The sequence below is a fragment of the Herbiconiux sp. 320_LB genome, assembly GCF_059691755.1.
On record NZ_JCAWAD010000001.1, the window covers coordinates 244,650 to 263,539 of the forward strand.

Consider the following 18,890-nt stretch of genomic DNA (forward strand, 5'->3'; position numbering starts at 1 on the left):
AACGCCCTGCGGTCCGCGCAGGGAGAGGCGGCCGACGGTTCCCACCGCGGCCACCTCCGTCGTCACGGCACCCGGAGTCGTCACAGCACCCGGAGCGGCGAGAGCAGTCGGTCGACCTCGGCGGGATCCGCCTCGGCCGAGCTGGCGGTGCACCGCGGCAGAACCGCGTCGGTCGCCTCGCCCACGCTCTCCAGCGAGATGACGACGCGGCGCGGGTTCTCGTCTCCGTAGCGGTACTCGAGTTCGTCGCCGTCCGCGACGAGGAACTCGCCGATCTCGACGTCGTTCTCGTCCACGATGTCCTCGTCCTGCTCGTCCGCGCCGTTCGCACCGTTCTCGTCCGCTCCGAGCAGCCCGACCGGCGCGTAGACGGTCTCGGGCTCATCGGCCGAGACGAAGGAGTGCTCCTCGGTGTTCGACCAGTCGAAGCCGAGCTGGATGGCGAGATGCAGGGCCCCGAGGTCGGAGTCGGCCTCGATCTGCAGCCGGCGCCAGGCTCCGGGCTCCGAGCCGTCCTCGTCGGCCACCGCCACCAGGACCTCCAGCACCGTCCCCTCCGGATGCGGGTTCCCCTCCTCGTCGTCCTCCAGCAGCCCGAACTCGTCGGCGACGGCGACGATCGCATCGGCCAGCGCGGCCCGGATCCCGGCCGGCGCCTCCAGCCGCGCCCCGCCGGCACCCGAGACGGGCGCGACCAGCCCCAAGCCCTCGAATCCGGTCAGCAGGTCATCCGTGATCGGACCGGCAGCGGCCGCCTGCTCCGGCGTGACCCCGGCGGCCGTGTCGAGCATCCCGAGGATCTGCGCGGTCGTCGCCCCCGGCAGGAGCCCGGGGGAGACCGCGACGCAGAGCAGCCCGAGCACCCGCTCGAGCGCCAGGGCGCCCGGCACCGAACCCGGGTCGACGGCGTCGAACACTGCGAGCACCCGCTCGGTGAGGTCCTCTGACGAGGTGGGCGCCTCGGCGCCGGGCAGGGCCGCCAGGGCGGCGCGCTCCCGGTCGGCGGGGACGTCGGCGACGTCGTCCAGGGCGTCGATCAGGTAGAGCAGCAGGCCCGTGCTCACGTCGTAGGCGACCTCGAGGTACTCCGAGCTCTCGTCGATCGCGGCGTCGCTCGCACGCCAGGTGCCGGTCTCGACCGCGAAGTCGAGGTAGTGCTCGAGCGTCTCGATCACCTCGGGAAGGCGACGCGCGAGATCGGGGGAGGCCTCGACGTCGGCCAGCATCCGCTCGAGCACCGAGACGACGGGCTCGTGCAGCCGGCCGCGGCTCAGGTCGAAGAGCGTCGACAGCAGTGCGGTCGCCTCCGCGGCCGAGGGATGCTCGTGGTCGGCCGCCGAGGTGTGAGCCGCGTACCAGCGCTCGAACCGGATCAGCAGCGCTTTCGTCTTCGCCCCGCCGCCGGCACCCTGGCCGCCCGAGTTCGGCCCCCTGTTGTTCTGCTTCGCGCTCATCGCCCGTCCATCCTGTCGTCGGTGTCCGCTCAGCGCGCACCCGTCAACGATCGTACGGGCCCGGGATGTCGGTGCCGGATGCGAGAATTGGATCAACCATGGCAGACACCGTTTCCTACCGCCCCAAGGCCGGCGAGATCCCGACCCAGCCCGGGGTCTATCGCTTCAAGGACGCGAAGGGTCGCGTCCTCTACGTCGGCAAGGCGAAGAACCTGCGCGCCCGGCTCAGCAACTACTTCGCGCCGCTCCGCAGCCTGCACGAGCGCACGCGTCGGATGGTCACGAGCGCGGCGGGCGTGGAGTGGACGGTCGTGAAGACCGACATCGAGTCGCTCCAGCTCGAGTACACCTGGATCAAGGAGTTCGATCCGCCGTTCAACGTCAAGTTCCGCGACGACAAGACGTACCCCTTCCTCGCGATCACGCTCGGCGACGAGTCGCCCCGGGTCATGGTCACCCGCAACCACCGCATCAAGGGCGCACGGTACTTCGGCCCGTACCCCAAGATCTGGGCGGTGCGCGACACGATCGATCTGATGATCAAGGCCTTCCCCATCCGCACCTGCTCCGACTCGAGCTACAAGCACGCCATGCGGACCGGGCGCCCCTGCTTCCCGGGCCAGATCGGCCGCTGCGGCGGCCCGTGCTCCGGCAAGGTCACGATCGAGGAGCACCGCGCGATCGTCGACGACTTCGTCGCCTTCATGGCCGGCGGCGACAAGCGATTCGTCACGGCGGCCACGAAGAAGATGAAGGATGCGGCCGAGCGGCAGGACTACGAGGCCGCCGCCCGCTACCGCGACCAGCTCCAGGCCCTCGAGGCCGTGCTCGCGAAGAGCGCGGTCGTGCTGCGCGACAGCGTCGACGCCGACCTGTTCGGCATCGAGCACGACGAGCTGGCCGCCTCGGTGCAGCAGTTCATCGTGCGCGGCGGGCGCATCCGGGGGGAGCGGTCGTACACGGTCGACAAGGAGATCGACGTCGACACCGCCGAGCTGGTCGACTCGATCCTGCAGCAGGCCTACGACGTCGAGCTCCCGCCGAAGGAGATCATCGTGCCGGCGCTGCCGGACGACACGGACGAGCTCGAGGCCTGGCTCGGCGAGCGGCGCGGCAGCGGCAAGGTGCACCTCAGGATGGCGCAGCGCGGCGAGAAGGCGGCTCTGATGAGCACGGCCACCATGAACGCGAAGAACAACCTGATGCTCTACAAGACCCGGCGGAGCTCCGACTTCGTCGCCCGCTCGCAGGCCCTCACTGACATCCAAGAGGCCCTCGGCATGACCGACGCGCCGCTCAGGATGGAGTGCTACGACGTCTCGCACCTCCAGGGCACCAACATCGTCGCCTCGATGGTCGTCTTCGAAGACGGCCTGGCGCGGAAGGACCAGTACCGCCGGTTCTCGATCGCCGACTCCACCGACGACACCGAGTCGATCTACCAGGTGATCACCCGCCGTCTGGCCTATCTGAAAGACGACCCCGAGAAGGAGCGGGAGGCCGAGGCCGCCGCCCGGGCCCAGGTCTTCGAGGCGGGGGAGGGCCCGGTCGAGCCGACCAAGCGCAAGAAGTTCTCCTACCCGCCCAACCTCCTGATCGTCGACGGCGGTCAGCCGCAGGTGAACGCGGCGGCCCGCGCCCTGGAGGAGTCGGGGGTCGAGGGCATCTTCCTCGCCGGCATCGCCAAGCGCCTCGAGGAGGTATGGCTGCCCGACACCGACTACCCGGTCATCCTGCCGCGCGGGAGCGAGGCCCTCTTCATGATCCAGCGCATCCGTGACGAGGCCCACCGCTTCGCCATCACGCACCAGCGATCCCGGCGCAAGAAGGACATCACCTCGGTCCTCACCGAGGTGCCCGGGCTCGGCCCGTCGAGGGTGAGAGAGCTCCTCAAGCACTTCGGCTCGGTGTCCGAACTCAAGAAGGCCGACGCCGCCGCCATCGCCGAGGTCAAGGGCATCGGGCCGCTGCTGGCCGAGACCATCAGGAGCACCCTGTCGCAGTGACTGGGTAGGCTAGAGCAACCGTCCCGACTCCCCACGAAAGCGTGCAATGGCTCCCGAAATCCCTGAGCAGCAAGAAGTGCTGATCGTCACGGGCATGTCGGGCGCGGGCCGCTCCACGGTCGCCAACGCGCTCGAAGACCTGGGCTGGTACGTGGTCGACAACCTCCCGCCGCAGATGCTGAAGCCGCTCGTCGACCTCGCCGAGCACGCCGGTTCGACGCTGCCGCGCATCGCCGCGGTGGTGGATGTGCGGGGGCGCGACTTCTTCTCCGACCTGCAGGAGATCATCCAGGCCCTCCGCGGCGGCATCCAGCTGCGGGTCGTCTTCCTCGAGGCCACCGATCAGACGCTGGTGCGGCGGTTCGAGCAGGTGCGGCGTCCGCATCCGCTGCAGGGCAACGGCACGCTGCTCGACGGCATCGGGGCCGAGCGTTCGCGCCTGAGCCCGATCCGCGAGTCCAGCGACATCATCATCGACACCTCCGACCTCAACATCCACCAGCTGGCCACCGCGGTGCAGGAGAAGTTCTCCGGCGCCGATGCGGCGGGCGTCCAGGTGACCGTGATGAGCTTCGGTTTCAAGTACGGTGCCCCCACCGACGCCGACGGCATCGCCGACGCCCGCTTCCTGCCGAACCCGTTCTGGGTGCCCGAGCTTCGCGCCCACACGGGGCTGGATGCGGATGTCAGCGAGTACGTGCTCGGCCAGTCCGGCGCGCGCGAGTTCGTGGACGCCTATGCCAAGGCCCTCGAACCCGTGCTCGCCGGGTACCAGCGCGAGAACAAGCGCCACGCGACCATCGCGATCGGCTGCACGGGCGGCAAACACCGCTCCGTTGCGATCGCGCGCGAACTCGCCGAGAAGCTCGGCGGGTTTCCGGGGGTCGTCGTGAGCGTCAAGCACCGCGATCTCGGCCGGGAATGACGGCGCCCGTCCCGGCGCCGGGATCACCACACGAAGCAGTAGAAGAAGTTAAGAAGGTTCTCCATTGGCTCTGACAGCCGACGTCAAAGACGAACTCGCCCGGGTCGTGGTCAGCAAGACCACCACGCGTGCCGCCGAGCTCGCGACCATCCTGCGATTCGCCGGCGGGCTCCACCTGATCTCGTCGCGGATCGCGATCGAGGCCGAGCTCGACACCCCCGACATCGTCAAGCGCGTGCTGCGCGACCTCGCCGAGCTCTACGGCGTGAAGGGTGACGTCTCGATGATCGCCGCGTCCGGTGGTCGCCGCGAGGGCACCTACCTCGTCCGGGTCCTCGACGGCGGCGAGACCCTCGCCCGTCAGACGGGCCTGCTGGATGCGCGTCGCCGCCCGATCCGCGGCCTCCCCAACCGCCTCACCACCGGTGGCCGGGACGACCTGGCCGCCGTCTGGCGCGGCGCCTTCCTCGCCGCGGGCTCGCTGACCGACCCCGGCCGCTCGGCCGCGCTGGAGGTCACCTGCCCCGGCAACGAGGCGGCGATGGCCCTGGTCGGCGCGGCCTCGCGCCTGGGCGTCACCACGAAGGCGCGGGAGGTGCGCGGCGTGCACCGCGTCGTCATCCGCGACGGCGAGGCGATCGCGGCCATGCTCTCCGCCATGGGCGCGGCCAAGACCGTGAAGACCTGGGAGGAGATGCGTCAGCGCCGCGAGGTGCGGGCCACCGCCAACCGCCTGGTCAACTTCGACGACGCGAACCTGCGCCGCTCGGCCCAGGCCGCCGTCGCCGCGTGCGCGCGGGTGGAGCGGGCGATGGAGATTCTCGGCCCCGACATCCCCGAGCACCTGAAGTACGCCGGCGAGCTGCGCCTGGCGCACCGCGACTCCAGCCTCGACGAGCTGGGCCACCACGCCGACCCGCCGATGACGAAGGATGCGATCGCCGGCCGCATCCGCCGGCTCCTGGCCATGGCCGACAAGCAGGCCACCGACCTGGGCATCCCCGGCACGGAGGCCAACCTCCCGCCCGACCTCGACGACTGACCCGCGCCACTCTCGCCTTGCCTCCACGATCGCGGTAAGAATGACCACTGGTTGTTGAAGGTGGGTCATCCTTGGGGCAGACGGCGGAACGAACGGACGAGCGTGCAGCGGTCCTGACTGCACTCCGATCCGGGCGGGGCGTGTTCGTCTTCGGTGAGCCCGGAAGTGGCCGCACGCACTTCGTCTCGTCCGTGTTGGAGGGGCACGGGATTGACGCCAGACATCGGCTGTGGGTCTCGGAGGACATGCACCGGTTCGATGAGGTGCGGGTCGCACACCTCACCAAGGCCGTCACCTCGAGGCGGGTCCTCCCGGTGGCGACCGTCGACTCGCGACACCCTCTTCCGGAACCTCTCGCGGCGTTATGGCGCGACGGCCTCGTCGTTCGCGTCGACCTCCGTCCGCACGACCCGGAAGCCATGCTGGAGATCGTCGAAGCTCAACTGGGCGGACCACTCGACCCCCGCGCGGTGCCGGCGTTCATTCCGAGACGCGGCGGCGGTGATCTGGTCGCCCTCATCGCGTCGGTCCGTCGGGCTCAGACTGACGGAGTCCTCGTGGAGGCGTCCGGAACGTGGCGCCTCGCCGGCAGCCCCAACCCGGACGAGCAGCTGCGGAAATTGGTGCTGAGTCGGCTCGGCATCGAAGAAGCCGGTGGCGGGGGGAGCCCGGCGGGGGCGGACGAGATGACCGTCGTCGACGTCCTCGGCATCGCACCGGACCTGAGCGTCGGGCAGCTCTACCGGATCCTCACCGCGATCAGTATGAGCGACGCATCCTCGCGATCGGCCGGTCGCAGGGACGAACCGTTGCCCGATCCCTCCGTCGTGATCGAGAGCCTCGAAAGCTCCTGGGTGCTCGAGGCGCATGAGCAGACCGGTGCGATCTCCGTGCGCATCCGGGACGCGGTGATCGAGCTGCTCGTGCCGCAGACGATCGGTCTCCTCCGTCGTCGACGCCTCACGTCCGTGATCGTCGATGTACTCGGCAGCGCGTCTCCCACGACCCTTTCCGCGGCCGAGCATCTCGCACTCGCTCGTCAGACGCTCGTGCTGGGTCGCACGAGCAATCCCGCTCCGCTCGTCTGGGCCGCAGAGGCGGCGCTCCGGTCCTCGCGGCCGGACATCTCCCTGCAGCTCGCGCAGCTGGCTCTCGAAAGCGGCGGGGGTTTCGAGGCCGAACTCGCCACAGCCGCAGCCGAGTCGCAGACCGGCCGACACGAATCGGCGGTGAGTCGACTCCAGCGCCTTGCTGAGGTGAGCGGGGACGATGTTGGTCGACTCGAGGCGATTCATGACCTGCTCCAGGCTGTTCGGGCACAGGCCGAACATCCTTCGTTCCGCTGGACGGCTGCAGAGGCACAGACTCCGGTCGGCACGCCCGAACTCGTGTCGATGCTCCGGGTCGATCGTTCCGTGGACGTCGAGGACCTGGGAGTGCTGCGCGCGATAGTCGACGCCGAGAACGAGAAGGAGGCCGCGTCGGCCGCGATGCTGCAAGGCCGGCTCAGGGAGGCGCACAGCCACCTCGACCGTGCTGAGGCGGCTACCGCGCGATTCGGCGGGGACGACGGCCTGATCAGGCTTCGACGGGGAATCGCCCGAGGTTTCGACGCGCAACTGTCCGAGGGGATCACCGACGTCACGAGCCTCCGGGACGAGGCGGCAGCCTCAGCCAGGACGGCGACGCGTGCCGTCGTCACCACGCTCCTCGGCGAAATGCTCTTGACGGCGGGACGTGCGAGCGAAGCCGAGAAGGAACTTCGCTCCGCCCTGCCTATTGTCGAAAGGATCGGTATGGAGCCCGCAGCTCAGTCGATCCGTGCGGATCTCGCGATCGCATTCGCGATGCAGGGCCGTGTCGACGAGGCATCCTCGATCATCGAACCTCTCAACGCATTGAAGAGTGAGAGCGCCTACGGCGTGGGAACCACCCTCAGGGCTCGCGCCTGGATCCGTGCCGCCGGGGGAGACCGGGAGGGTGCGGCGCGATTCTTCATCGCGGCGGCAGACGCCCACGAGCGGGTCGGCCAGCAAGCATTCTCGGTGTTCGCCCTCTGCGAAGCTGCACGTGCCGGGGCGGCGGATGAGGTGGCCACGCGCACCGCGGCCTTCATGCACACGATCGACGCAGCATTGTCCCGTCTCCTCGCCCGCCATGTGGACGCGCTTGCGCATCTCTCGACTTCGGAAGGCGTCATCCCGTCTTCTGCAGAGTCCTTCCACGGCCTCGCGGAAGACTTCTCCCGGGCCGGCGTGCACCTCCTCGGCGCCGAGGCGTTCTCGACCGCTTCGACGATGTACCGCGAACAAGGCGACGCCCGGCTGGCGGCAGCGTGCGCCCGACGCGCGCGCGAGGACCTCGACAGAGTGGGGCTGACGGTCTCGCCCTTCATGGCGGGAACAGACGCCATGGATCTTTCGGAACGGGAGGGCGAGATCGCGGCCCTCGCCGCCGCCGGCCTGAGCAACCGGGAGATCGCCGCGGAGCTCGTGCTCTCGGTGCGCACGGTCGAGACCCATCTGCTCCGGGTCTACAAGAAGCTCGGGCTCCGCACACGCACAGAACTCCCTGAGGCTCTCCACAGACCGCATCGGGACGGCTCCCACCCCCGGCTCGGCGCAATAGACTGAAGGGGTCACTCACAGCCGCCGCTCAACGGGTCGGCGGCCATACGAACGAGGAGATCATCACAATGGCTGAGTACACTCTGCCGGAACTGCCGTACGACTACGCCGCTCTCGAGCCGCACATCAGCGGCAAGATCATGCAGCTGCACCACGACAAGCACCACGCCACCTACGTCGCGGGTGCCAACACCGCCCTCGCCTCGCTCGCCGCGGCCCGCGAGGCCGGCGACCTCGCCAACGTGAACAAGCTCGAGAAAGACCTGGCCTTCAACCTCGGCGGCCACGTCAACCACTCCGTCTTCTGGACGAACCTGACCCCCGACACCCAGACCCCCGAGGGCGAGCTCGCCGCCGCGATCGACGACGCCTTCGGCTCGTTCGAGAAGTTCCAGGCCCACTTCACCGCCGTCGCACTCGGCGTGCAGGGCTCCGGCTGGGCCGTGCTCGGCTGGGACGTCATCGGCCAGCAGCTCACCGTCTTCCAGCTCTTCGACCAGCAGGGCAACGTGCCCTTCGGCGTCGTGCCGCTGTTCATGCTCGACGTGTGGGAGCACGCCTACTACCTCGACTACCTCAACGTCCGCGCCGACTACATCAAGGCGGTCTGGAACATCGCGAACTGGGCCAACGTCGCCCAGCGCTTCGAGGCGGCCCGCACGAAGACCGAAGGCCTCCTGATACTGTCATAGCGACTCCTGATGCCGGGCCGGCCCTCTCGGGCGGGCCCGGCATCCTTCTCCACCGCTAACCACCACCCTGCCCACTCCGGGCCCCAGCAACAGGAGCAATCTGTGTCTGTAAAGATCGGCATCAACGGCTTCGGCCGCATCGGTCGCAACTTCTTCCGCGCCGCCCTCGCGAAGGGAAGTGACCTCGAGATCGTCGCGGTCAACGACCTGACCGACAACAAGGCGCTGGCCCACCTTCTCAAGTACGACTCCATCACCGGCCGTCTCGACGCCAAGGTCGAGCTCGACGGCGACAAGATCGTCGTCAACGGCAAGCCGATCATCGTGCTCGCCGAGCGCAACCCCGCCGACCTCCCCTGGGGCGAGCTGGGTGTCGAGATCGTCATCGAGTCGACCGGCCGCTTCACCAAGTCCGAGGATGCGCGCGCGCACATCACCGCCGGCGCCAAGAAGGTCATCGTCTCGGCCCCCGCCACCGGCGCCGACGTCGCGACCCTGGTGCTCGGTGTCAACGAGGGCACCTACGACCCGCAGGTGCACGACATCATCTCGAACGCCTCCTGCACGACCAACTGCCTCGCCCCGCTGGCGAAGGTGCTGCTGGACAACTTCGGCATCGAGCGCGGCCTGATGACCACGGTCCACGCCTACACCGCCGACCAGAACCTGCAGGACGGCCCGCACAGCGACCTCCGCCGTGCCCGCGCCGCGGCCGTCAACATCATCCCGACCTCGACCGGTGCCGCCAAGGCCCTGGGCCTGGTCATCCCCGAGCTCGTCGGCAAGCTCGACGGCTACGCCCTCCGCGTCCCGGTCCCGACCGGCTCGATCACCGACCTCACCGTCGAGCTGACCAAGCCCGCCACGGTCGAGCAGATCAACGAGGCGTACAAGAACGCCGCGAACGACGAGCTCAAGGGCATCCTCAGCTACACCGAGGACCCGATCGTCTCCAGCGACATCGTGTCGGACCCGCACTCCTCGATCTTCGACGCCGGCCTCACCAAGGTCATCGGCAACCAGGTCAAGGTCGCGTCGTGGTACGACAACGAGTGGGGCTACTCCAACCGCCTCGTCGACATCACCGAGTACGTCGCCGACCGCCTGTAAGAAACCGTCAGCAGCGGGGGTGCCGGCACGCATTCGTGTGCCGGCACCCCCGCTCTACCCGAAAGCGAATCCGTGACGCTCCGCACCATCGACTCCCTCGGATCGCTCGCCGGCAAGCGCGTCATCGTCCGGTGTGATCTCAACGTCCCTGTGAAGGACGGTGTCATCACCGACGACGGACGCGTCCGCGCGAGCCTGCCGACCCTCCGCGCCCTGCTCGACCAGGGCGCCCGGGTCGTCGTGATCAGCCACCTCGGCCGCCCCGACGGCTCGCCCGACCCGAAGTACACCCTCGAGCCCGTGGCCACCCGCCTGGGCGAGCTGCTCGAGCAGCCGGTCGTGTTCGCGCACGACACGGTCGGGCAGTCGGCGACGGATGCGGTCGACGGCCTCGGCGACGGGGAGATCGCCCTCCTGGAGAACCTGCGTTTCAACGCCGGCGAGACCAGCAAGGACGAGGGGGAGCGCCGCGCATTCGCGGAGCAGCTCGCCGCGTTCGGCGACGCCTTCGTCTCGGACGGCTTCGGTGTCGTTCACCGCAAGCAGGCGAGTGTCTACGATCTCGCCGAACTGCTCCCGAGCGCCGCGGGGCTGCTCATCCAGACCGAGCTCGACGTGCTCGACCGGCTGACCGAGAACCCCGAGCGCCCCTACACGGTCGTGCTCGGCGGCTCGAAGGTCTCCGACAAGCTCGGGGTCATCGGGCACCTGCTGCCCAAGGTCGACACGCTGCTGATCGGCGGCGGGATGCTGTTCACCTTCCTCAAGGCCCAGGGTCACGCCGTCGGCGCGAGCCTGCTCGAGGAGGACCAGCTCGACACCGTGCGCGGCTACCTCGCCAAGGCGGACGAGCTCGGCGTGCGGATCGTCCTGCCCACGGACATCGTCGTCGCCTCGAAGTTCGGTGCCGACGCCGAGGTCGCCGTGACGACCGCCGACGGCATCGAGGACACCCCGTTCGGCGCGAAGGGTCTGGGGCTGGACATCGGCCCCGAGACCGCCGCGGCGTTCGCCGAGGTCATCGCGGCCTCGAAGACCGTCTTCTGGAACGGCCCCATGGGCGTGTTCGAGCTCGAGCCCTTCGCGGCCGGGACCAAGGCGGTCGCCCAAGCACTCACCGAGGTGGACGGGCTCGGGGTGGTGGGCGGAGGTGACTCCGCCGCGGCCGTCCGCGCGCTCGGGTTCACCGACGACCAGTTCGGTCACATCTCAACCGGAGGCGGTGCCAGTCTCGAGTTCCTCGAGGGCAAGCGTCTCCCCGGCCTGGAGGTCCTCGGATGGTCCTGAAGCGCACGCCCCTGATCGCGGGCAACTGGAAGATGAATCTCGATCACCTGCAGGCGATCGCCTTCGTGCAGAAGCTCGCCTGGAGCCTCGACGACGCCAAGCACGACTACAAGGACGTCGAGGTGGCCATCTTCCCGCCGTTCACCGACCTCCGTTCGGTGCAGACGCTCGTCGCGGCCGACAAGCTCCAGATCGCCTACGGCGGTCAGGACATCTCGCAGCACGAGTCCGGCGCCTACACCGGCGAGATCTCCGGCCAGTTCCTGGCGCGCCTGGACACGAAGTACGTCATCATCGGCCACTCCGAGCGGCGCACGCTGCACGGCGAGACCGACGTCGACGTGGCCGCCAAGACCAAGGCGGCGATCGCCAACGGCATCGTGCCGATCATCTGCGTCGGCGAGACCGCCGACGACCTCGAGAAGCACGGCCAGAGCGCCGTGCCGGTCGCTCAGCTGAAGGCGGCGCTCGAGGGTCTCGCGAAGGGCGCCGACATCGTCGTCGCCTACGAGCCCGTCTGGGCGATCGGCTCCGGCCAGGCGGCGACACCCGAGCAGGCCGAGACGGTCGGCGCCGCGTTGCGGGCCGTCGTCGCGGAGTCGCTCGGTGACGATGCGGCCGCGGCCACGCGCATCCTGTACGGCGGTTCGGTCAAGTCGGGCAACATCGCCGGTTTCATGCGCGAGCCCAATGTCGACGGTGCGCTGGTGGGCGGTGCGAGCCTGGACATCGGCGAGTTCGCCGCCATCGTGCGCTACCAGAAGCACGTCGGAGTGTAGACTGACCTCTGGTCTTCGGGGGAGCGACCCGGCTCCCCGGCATGTGAAAGGCAAGCAGTGCAAATCCTTCAGGTCATTCTCCAGGTGGTGCTCGGTATCACGAGCCTGCTGTTGACCCTTCTCATCCTTCTCCACAAGGGCCGCGGCGGCGGGCTGTCCGACATGTTCGGCGGTGGCGTCACCTCGAACCTCGGCGCCTCGGGGGTCGCCGAGCGCAACCTCAACCGCATCACGGTGATCCTCGGCCTGGTCTGGGTCGCGAGCATCATCATCCTCGGACTCATCACCAAGTTCGAGACCGGCATCTAGCCGATCGTTCGCACGATCACAACCAGCGTCAGCAGCAGGGGAGCAGTCAATGGCATCAGGAGGTAGCGCGATCCGAGGATCGCGTGTCGGGGCGGGCCCCATGGGCGAGCAGGATCGCGGTTTTCACGCCGAGCGCATCCAGGTCTCGTACTGGGACGCGCTGGGCAACGAGACGGTGCGGTACTTCGCGGCGAACCTGCCCGACGAGGAGATCCCGGAGACCATCGACTGCCCGACCTCGGGGCTGCCCGCCGGCCGCGACAAGGAGAACCCGCCGTCGGTCGCCAAGCTCGAGCCGTACAAGACGCACCTCGCCTACGTGAAGGAACGTCGCACGGAGCAGGAGGCGGCCCAGCTGCTCGAAGACGCGCTGCAGCAGCTGCGCGAGCGTCGCGGCACCGCCGCATCCTGACCGGATCGCTCGTCTGAACCCAGGAAAGGGAAGCCTCACGATGGTGTGAGGCTTCCCTTTTCTGTGTCTGCGATGCAGAACGGCGGACCTGGCCGGACCGGGCCTGGCCCGAAGCCGAGCCCGCCCGACCCTAGTACGACGGCGCGATCAGCGACTCCGGCACCTCGGCCGCAGCCTCCTGGTCGACGAAGAAGACCGTGCGCTTGCGCCCCTCGGCACCCGCGACCGGCACCTCGTCGATGCTGGCGCCCGCGAGGGCGAGACCGATGGCCGAGGCCTTGTCGGCACCGGCGAGCACCATCCAGATGCGGTCGGCCGACTGGATGACCGGCAGGGTGAGGCTGAGGCGCTCGGGCGGCGGCTTGGGGGAGTTGCGGACCGGGACGACGGTGGCGTCGGTGATCCGGATCTCGTCGTGACCCGGGAACAGCGACGCGATGTGGCCGTCCGGCCCGACGCCGAGGAACATGATGTCGAAGCGCGGGTAGGCCGCCTCCGACCCGGATGCCGCGGCGAGCTCCTGCGAATACAGCACGGCGGCCTCCTCCAGGCCCACGCCCTCGTCGCTGGCCGGGAAGGGATGCACCTTCGCCGGGTCGACGGGGACGTGGTCCAGGAGCGCCTCGCGGGCCTGCAACTCGTTGCGGTCGGCATCGGCCCTCGGCACGAAGCGCTCGTCGCCCCACCAGAAGTGCAGGCGCGACCAGTCGATCGTGTCCGACCCGGCCGAGCTGCGGATCGCCGCCAGCACCGCACTGCCCATGGTGCCGCCGGTCAGCACGATGTGCGCCTCCTCGAACTCGTCGAGGATGTCGATCACCTTCGTGATGAACCGGGCGGCGACCGAACCGGCCAGCGCCTCCTTGTCCGGTGACACGAGTACGCGGCGGTCAGTTGTCATGGGTGCGGTATACCTTCCGGCGGTCAGATCGCGTCAGGGACGCTGGCCTCGTTCGTCTCCAGGAGCTCGGCGAGCCCGCGGGAGATGACTTCACCATACAGGTCGTCGGGATCGAGTCGGCGCAGCTCCTCGGCCAGGCAGTCGCGCAGGTTGCGGCGCGGCAGCGACAGGTCATGGGTGGGCTGGTTCGGCTGGCTCAGGCGGGCCACGTTGGGCACCTCCCGCACCAGTTCGATCGGGCCGTCCGACCGCGTGAGGATCACGCCGTGGATGCCGCTGGACCCGGTCGCGCGCGAGAGCAGTCCGTACTTGACCGGCACCTGCAGCTGCAGGCGGAGCCAGGCGGCCAGCAGCAGCGTCGACGGCGAGTCGGATGCGCCGGAGACCTCGATCTCGGTGACCGGCTCGTAGGGCGGCTGGTCGAGCACCGCGGCGAGCTGTGCCCGCCACAGGGTCAACCGCGTCCAGGCGAAGTCGGTGTCGCCCGGCGCGTAGCTCTTGGCACGGCTCAGCAGGGCCTCGTAGGGGTTCGCCTGATTCGAGGAGTCGGTGATCCGCCGGGTCGCGATGCGGCCGAGGCTGGACTTCGAGACGTTCTCCGGGGCCTTTCCGGGCCACCAGACGACGACCGGGGCATCCGAGAGGAGGAGCCCGGTGACGAGTCCCTCCTGGTCGCTCGCAGCCGCGCCATAGGCACGGAGCACGACGACCTCGCTCGCGCCGGCGTCGCCGCCGACCCGGATCTGGGCGTCCAGGCGCGCACCGCGCCCGGTGTCCAGACCGTTGTCCTCGTGGTCGGTCGAGACCACGAGCACGCGCATCGGGTGCTCGCGCGAGGCGTCGTTGGCCGCCTCGATGGCGTCCTCTTCTTCTCCGAGCGAGGTCACGATGACGAGCGTGAGCACGCGACCGAGGGCGACGGCGCCGCCCTCTTCGCGGATCTTCACGAGCGACTTCGAGATCTTGCTCGTGGTGGTGTCGGGCAGATCGACGATCACGGGCGTCTCCAAGTTCTTCCATCACGGGCGAGCAGTTCGTCGGCCGAGCTCGGTCCCCAGGTTCCGGGGCGGTACTGTTCGGGCTGTCCCTGGGTCGACCAGTACTTCTCGATCGGGTCGAGGATCATCCAGGACAGCTCCACCTCCTTCTGGCGGGGGAACAGCGGCGGGTCGCCGAGCAGCACGTCGAGGATGAGCCGCTCGTAGGCCTCGGGGCTCGCCTCGGTGAAGGCGTGGCCGTAGCCGAAGTCCATCGTCACGTCGCGCACCTGCATCCCGGCACCCGGCACCTTGGAGCCGAAGCGGATGGTCACGCCCTCGTCGGGCTGCACCCGGATCACCAGGGCGTTCTGCCCGAGCTCCGAGGTCTGGCTCTCGGCGAACAGGTACTGCGGCGCACGCTTGAACACCACGGCGATCTCGGTCACCCGGCGGCCGAGGCGCTTGCCCGCCCGCAGGTAGAACGGCACACCGGACCAGCGCCGGGTGCCGATGTCGAGCTTGACGGCGGCGTAGGTCTCGGTGGTGGACTGCGGGTTCATGCCGTCCTCCTCGAGGAAGCCGAGCACCTTCTCGCCGCCCTGCCAGCCACCGGAGTACTGACCCCGAGCCGTGACCTTGCTGAGGTCGGCGGGCAGCTTGACCGCGGCCAGCACCTTCTCCTTCTCGGTGCGCAGGTCGGCCGCGTCGAAGGAGATGGGCTCCTCCATCGCGGTCAGCGCGAGCAGCTGGAGCAGGTGGTTCTGGATGACGTCGCGGGCCGCGCCGATGCCGTCGTAGTAGCCGGCTCGGCCGCCGACTCCGATGTCCTCGGCCATCGTGATCTGCACGTGGTCGACGTAGTTCGCGTTCCAGATGGGCTCGTAGAGCTGGTTGGCGAAGCGGAGCGCCAGGATGTTCTGGACGGTCTCCTTGCCGAGGTAGTGGTCGATGCGGAACACCGAGTCCGGCGGGAAGACCGACTCGACCACGTCGTTCAGCTCGCGGGCCGTCGTGAGGTCGCTGCCGAAGGGCTTCTCGATCACGACACGACGCCAGTAGTCGTCGGACTGGTCGGCGAGACCGGAGCGGCGCAGCTGCTCGGTGACGAGCGGGAACGCCTTCGGCGGGATCGACAGGTAGAAGGCGTAGTTGCCCATGGTGCCGCGGTCGCGGTCGAGCTCGTCGATGGTCGACTTGAGCTGCTCGAAGGCGTTGTCGTCGTCGAACTCGCCCGAGACGAAGCGGATGCCCTCGGACAGCTGGCGCCACACGTCCTCATCGAACGGGGTGCGGGAGTGCTCCTTCACGGAGTCGTGGACGACCCGCTCGAAGTCCTGGTCCTCCCAGTCGCGCCGGGCGAACCCGACCAGGGAGAAACCGGGCGGCAGGAGCCCCCGGCTGGCGAGGTCGTACACCGCCGGCATCAGCTTCTTCCGCGACAGGTCGCCGGTGACGCCGAAGATGACGAGGCCGGACGGCCCCGCGATCCGGTTCAGCCGGCGATCGGTGGGAAGCCTGAGCGGGTTGTACTCCGGCGTTATCTCAACGGGAGGCAATCGAACTCCTTGTGTTGTGCTCGGGATGGCGGTCGGCCGGTCAGCGCAGCGCGCTGATCAGTGCCGGCACGTCGGTCACGGCGTCGGTCAGGTTGAGGCGGAGGACAGGACGACCGTGCTCGGCCAGGACCCCGGCGTCGCCGGCGGCCTGCGCCTGGATGAGCTGGCCGAACGTGAACGGGCGGTCCGGGATGGCCAGATCGTCGTTCGTGTCGGCCGTGATCTGCAGGAACACCCCGGTGGCCGGGCCGCCCTTGTGGTACTGCCCGGTCGAGTGGAGGAAGCGCGGCCCCCAGCCGAAGGTGACCGGCCGGTGCGACCGCAGCGCGAGCAGGTCGCGGAGCTCCGCGAGCTCGGGCGACTCGAGCCGGTCGACGTAGGCCATGACGGCCACGTAGCCGCCCTCGGGCAGCTGGGCGAGCAGGGCGTCGACGGCACCGACGACGGTGCCGGCCGCGGTCAGCGCCGCGGAGTCGGACCGGACCTCGATGCCGCCCTCGACGAACGACGGGGCCGAGCTGGCGGGACGCTCCTCGAGCAGCCCGCGCGCGGCCTCCTTCGCGGATTCGACGTCGGGCTGGTCGAAGGGGTCGATCCCCAGCAGGCGCCCGGCGACCGCGATCGCGTACTCCCAGGTGAGCAGCAGCGCGCCGAGCGATCCGCTGATCAGGATCTCGCCCGGGTGCCGCTCCCGCAGGTGGTGCTCGTTCGCGTTGGCGACGAGCCGCACGATCTGCACGTCGGGCAGGTTCTCGGAGAGCTCGGGGGAGTCGACGTCGAGGACGACCGGGAGGAGTCCCTTGCCGTCCTTGCCCGTGGACTCGGCGATCAGCTGCTCCGCCCAGTCCGGGAAGCCCACGATGTGGGTGCCGTCGGCGACCAGGGCCGTCTTGTCCCGCAGCGGAACCGTTCCGGCCAGGGCCGCACCGAGGATGAGGCCGAAGTTCTCGTCGCCGTCCTCCGCGAGGTTCAGCGAGATCGCCTCCGCCTCGTCGAGCAGCTCGTCGATCGCCGCACCCGCGAGCCCGGAGGGCACGAGGCCGAACGCCGTGAGGGCGGAGTACCGGCCCCCGACGTTCGGGTCGGCGAGGAAGACGCGGTAGCCCGCACCCGTCGCCAGCGTCTCGAGCGGTGAACCCGGGTCGGTCACGATGACGATCCGCTCGGCCGGGTCGATCCCGGCGTCGCGGAACGCCTGCTCGTAGGCCCGGCGCTGGCTGTCGGTCTCGAGCGTGCCGCCCGACTTCGACGACGCGACCAGCACCGTGCGCTCCAGGCGGTCCGCGATCGCGGCGCGGATCTGCTCCGGCGCCGTCGAGTCGAGGATCGTCAGCTCCACGCCCAGGGTCTTCGTGATGACCTCGGGCGCGAGGGAGGACCCACCCATGCCCGCGAGCACGACGTGGTCGAGGCCGGCGGCGAGGAACTCCTCGCGGAGCGCCTCGATCCGGGGGACGAGGGGCCGCGAGATCGCGACCGCCTCGGTCCAGCCCAGCCGCTTCGCGGCCTCGGGCTCGGCCTCAGGACCCCAGAGGGCCGGGTCCAGACCCGTGATGCCCGACGCGACGAGGTCGGCGACCAGGCGCGGGACGTGGGTCTGGACCGCGGTCTTCGCGTCGCCCGAGACGTGGATGGCGACGGTCATTTGGCGGCTTCCAGCGCCTTCGTGACGGTGTCCAGGAGCTCGTTCCAGGACACGATGAACTTCTCCACGCCCTCCTTCTCGAGGAGCTCGGTGACCTCGGCGTACGAGATGCCGAGCGCGCCGATGGCGTCGAGGACCTTGTTGGCCTCGGCGTAGGTGTGCGCGATCGTGTCGCCGCGGACCACACCGTGGTCGGCGAGGGCGTCGAGGGTCTTCTCGGGCATCGTGTTGACCACCGAGGGGGCGGCCAGCTCGACGACGTACGTGGTGTCGGGGACCGAGGGGTCCTTCACACCGGTCGAGGCCCAGAGCGGACGCTGGGTGTTCGCGCCGGCCTCGAGCAGCAGCAGGGCGCGCTCGGTGGCGAAGGCCTGGGTCCACACCTCGTAGGCGAGCTGCGCGTTGGCGACGCCGGCCTTGCTCTTGAGCGCGAGGGCCTCGTCGGTGCCGATCGCCTCGAGGCGCTTGTCGATCTCGGTGTCGACGCGCGACACGAAGAACGAGGCGACCGAGTGGATCTTCGACAGGTCGTGTCCGGCCTCCTTGGCCTTCTCGAGGCCGGAGAGGTAGGCGTTGATCACGTCGCGGTAGCGCTCGAGCGAGAAGATCAGGGTCACGTTGACCGAGATGCCCGCGGCGATCGTCTCGGTGATCGCCTCGAGCCCCTCGACGGTCGCGGGGATCTTGATCAGCACGTTCTCGCGGTCGACCTTGTCGGACAGCGCCTTGGCCTGGGCGATCGTGCCCTGGGCGTCGTGCGCGAGGCCCGGCTCGACCTCGATCGACACGCGGCCGTCGAAGCCCTTGGTCGAGTCGTAGATCGGCTTGAAGATGTCGCTCGCGGCGGCGACGTCGTCGGTGGTGATCTCGAAGACCGCGTCGGTCACATCCGTACCGGAGGCGGCGAGGGTCTTCACCTGCTCGTCGTAGGACTCGCCCTTCGCGAGGGCCGCGGCGAAGATCGTCGGGTTGGTGGTGACACCGACCACGTTCTTCTCGTCGATCAGCTTCTGCAGTCCGCCGGACGAGATGCGCTCACGCGACAGGTCGTCGAGCCAGATGCTGACGCCGACGTCGGAGAGCTGCTGGGTGGGGTTCGATTCGGTCATTTCGTTCTATCTCCTAAGTGCTGGTTCTCTAGTGTTCTCGAGCGCTGATGCAGCCG

Annotated in this window: 16 protein-coding genes; 10 read left to right on the top strand and 6 right to left on the bottom strand. The window is 69.2% G+C overall.

The genetic code is table 11. The features are described from left to right. Positions 1 to 80: 80 nt before the first annotated feature. The gene (locus tag AC59HU_RS01100) at positions 81 to 1,454 is read right to left on the bottom strand and encodes an IS1096 element passenger TnpR family protein (RefSeq protein WP_497221466.1); all 1,374 of its coding nucleotides are present in this window, start codon (positions 1,452 to 1,454) and stop codon (positions 81 to 83) included. A 98-nt stretch (positions 1,455 to 1,552) separates the two neighbouring features. On the opposite strand from AC59HU_RS01100, the gene uvrC reads away from it, so the two are divergent. From uvrC to AC59HU_RS01150, 10 genes are all read left to right on the top strand, one after another. Continuing rightward, the gene (gene uvrC, locus AC59HU_RS01105) at positions 1,553 to 3,460 is read left to right on the top strand and encodes an excinuclease ABC subunit UvrC (protein ID WP_497221467.1); all 1,908 of its coding nucleotides are present in this window, start codon (positions 1,553 to 1,555) and stop codon (positions 3,458 to 3,460) included. A 46-nt stretch (positions 3,461 to 3,506) separates the two neighbouring features. Next, positions 3,507 to 4,385 (top strand): RNase adapter RapZ, encoded by an 879-nt coding sequence (gene rapZ / locus AC59HU_RS01110; protein WP_497221468.1) that lies wholly within the window; start codon positions 3,507 to 3,509, stop codon positions 4,383 to 4,385. A gap of 64 nt (positions 4,386 to 4,449) precedes the next feature. Beyond that, a complete protein-coding gene (gene whiA, locus AC59HU_RS01115) occupies positions 4,450 to 5,427 on the top strand; it encodes a DNA-binding protein WhiA (protein WP_497221469.1) in 978 nt (325 codons plus the stop codon). A 140-nt stretch (positions 5,428 to 5,567) separates the two neighbouring features. Next, positions 5,568 to 8,060 (top strand): helix-turn-helix transcriptional regulator, encoded by a 2,493-nt coding sequence (locus tag AC59HU_RS01120; RefSeq protein WP_497221470.1) that lies wholly within the window; start codon positions 5,568 to 5,570, stop codon positions 8,058 to 8,060. A 62-nt stretch (positions 8,061 to 8,122) separates the two neighbouring features. Further along, on the top strand, positions 8,123 to 8,746 hold the full coding sequence (locus tag AC59HU_RS01125; protein ID WP_497221471.1) for a superoxide dismutase: 624 nt from the start codon (positions 8,123 to 8,125) through the stop codon (positions 8,744 to 8,746). Positions 8,747 to 8,848: 102 nt separating this feature from the next. Continuing rightward, complete coding sequence (gene gap, locus AC59HU_RS01130; RefSeq protein WP_497221472.1) at positions 8,849 to 9,856, top strand: type I glyceraldehyde-3-phosphate dehydrogenase; 1,008 nt, start codon at positions 8,849 to 8,851, stop codon at positions 9,854 to 9,856. 72 nt (positions 9,857 to 9,928) lie between these two features. Further along, entirely contained in the window at positions 9,929 to 11,143 is a 1,215-nt protein-coding gene (locus tag AC59HU_RS01135; RefSeq protein WP_497221473.1) for a phosphoglycerate kinase, read from the top strand. Continuing rightward, on the top strand, positions 11,134 to 11,922 hold the full coding sequence (gene tpiA / locus AC59HU_RS01140; RefSeq protein WP_497221474.1) for a triose-phosphate isomerase: 789 nt from the start codon (positions 11,134 to 11,136) through the stop codon (positions 11,920 to 11,922). Before AC59HU_RS01135 ends, tpiA begins: the two co-directional genes overlap by 10 nt. Positions 11,923 to 11,979: 57 nt before the next feature. After that, on the top strand, positions 11,980 to 12,231 hold the full coding sequence (gene secG / locus AC59HU_RS01145) for a preprotein translocase subunit SecG (protein WP_497221475.1): 252 nt from the start codon (positions 11,980 to 11,982) through the stop codon (positions 12,229 to 12,231). A gap of 49 nt (positions 12,232 to 12,280) precedes the next feature. Continuing rightward, on the top strand, positions 12,281 to 12,643 hold the full coding sequence (locus AC59HU_RS01150) for an RNA polymerase-binding protein RbpA (protein WP_497221476.1): 363 nt from the start codon (positions 12,281 to 12,283) through the stop codon (positions 12,641 to 12,643). A gap of 130 nt (positions 12,644 to 12,773) precedes the next feature. Here AC59HU_RS01150 and pgl read toward each other — a convergent pair whose 3' ends face one another. The 5 genes from pgl to tal are packed head-to-tail and all read right to left on the bottom strand — an operon-like array spanning position 12,774 to position 18,834. Continuing rightward, positions 12,774 to 13,544, bottom strand: coding sequence for a 6-phosphogluconolactonase (gene pgl, locus AC59HU_RS01155; RefSeq protein ID WP_497221477.1), 771 nt, complete (start codon positions 13,542 to 13,544; stop codon positions 12,774 to 12,776). A 23-nt stretch (positions 13,545 to 13,567) separates the two neighbouring features. Then, complete coding sequence (locus AC59HU_RS01160; RefSeq protein ID WP_497221478.1) at positions 13,568 to 14,542, bottom strand: glucose-6-phosphate dehydrogenase assembly protein OpcA; 975 nt, start codon at positions 14,540 to 14,542, stop codon at positions 13,568 to 13,570. Continuing rightward, a complete protein-coding gene (gene zwf, locus AC59HU_RS01165; protein ID WP_497221479.1) occupies positions 14,539 to 16,080 on the bottom strand; it encodes a glucose-6-phosphate dehydrogenase in 1,542 nt (513 codons plus the stop codon). Before zwf ends, AC59HU_RS01160 begins: the two co-directional genes overlap by 4 nt. A 40-nt stretch (positions 16,081 to 16,120) precedes the next feature. Beyond that, complete coding sequence (locus tag AC59HU_RS01170; protein WP_497221480.1) at positions 16,121 to 17,725, bottom strand: phosphoglucose isomerase-related protein; 1,605 nt, start codon at positions 17,723 to 17,725, stop codon at positions 16,121 to 16,123. Continuing rightward, positions 17,722 to 18,834, bottom strand: coding sequence for a transaldolase (gene tal / locus AC59HU_RS01175; RefSeq protein ID WP_497221481.1), 1,113 nt, complete (start codon positions 18,832 to 18,834; stop codon positions 17,722 to 17,724). The genes AC59HU_RS01170 and tal overlap by 4 nt, the downstream gene beginning before the upstream one ends. Positions 18,835 to 18,890: the final 56 nt, after the last annotated feature.

Coding starts and splice junctions, on each gene's coding strand:
- AC59HU_RS01100 (WP_497221466.1), bottom strand. CDS start 1,454: ATGAGCGCGAAGCAGAACAACAGGGGGCCGAACTCGGGCGGCCAGGGT.
- uvrC (WP_497221467.1), top strand. CDS start 1,553: ATGGCAGACACCGTTTCCTACCGCCCCAAGGCCGGCGAGATCCCGACC.
- rapZ (WP_497221468.1), top strand. CDS start 3,507: ATGGCTCCCGAAATCCCTGAGCAGCAAGAAGTGCTGATCGTCACGGGC.
- AC59HU_RS01125 (WP_497221471.1), top strand. CDS start 8,123: ATGGCTGAGTACACTCTGCCGGAACTGCCGTACGACTACGCCGCTCTC.
- tpiA (WP_497221474.1), top strand. CDS start 11,134: ATGGTCCTGAAGCGCACGCCCCTGATCGCGGGCAACTGGAAGATGAAT.
- AC59HU_RS01150 (WP_497221476.1), top strand. CDS start 12,281: ATGGCATCAGGAGGTAGCGCGATCCGAGGATCGCGTGTCGGGGCGGGC.
- pgl (WP_497221477.1), bottom strand. CDS start 13,544: ATGACAACTGACCGCCGCGTACTCGTGTCACCGGACAAGGAGGCGCTG.
- AC59HU_RS01170 (WP_497221480.1), bottom strand. CDS start 17,725: ATGACCGTCGCCATCCACGTCTCGGGCGACGCGAAGACCGCGGTCCAG.
- tal (WP_497221481.1), bottom strand. CDS start 18,834: ATGACCGAATCGAACCCCACCCAGCAGCTCTCCGACGTCGGCGTCAGC.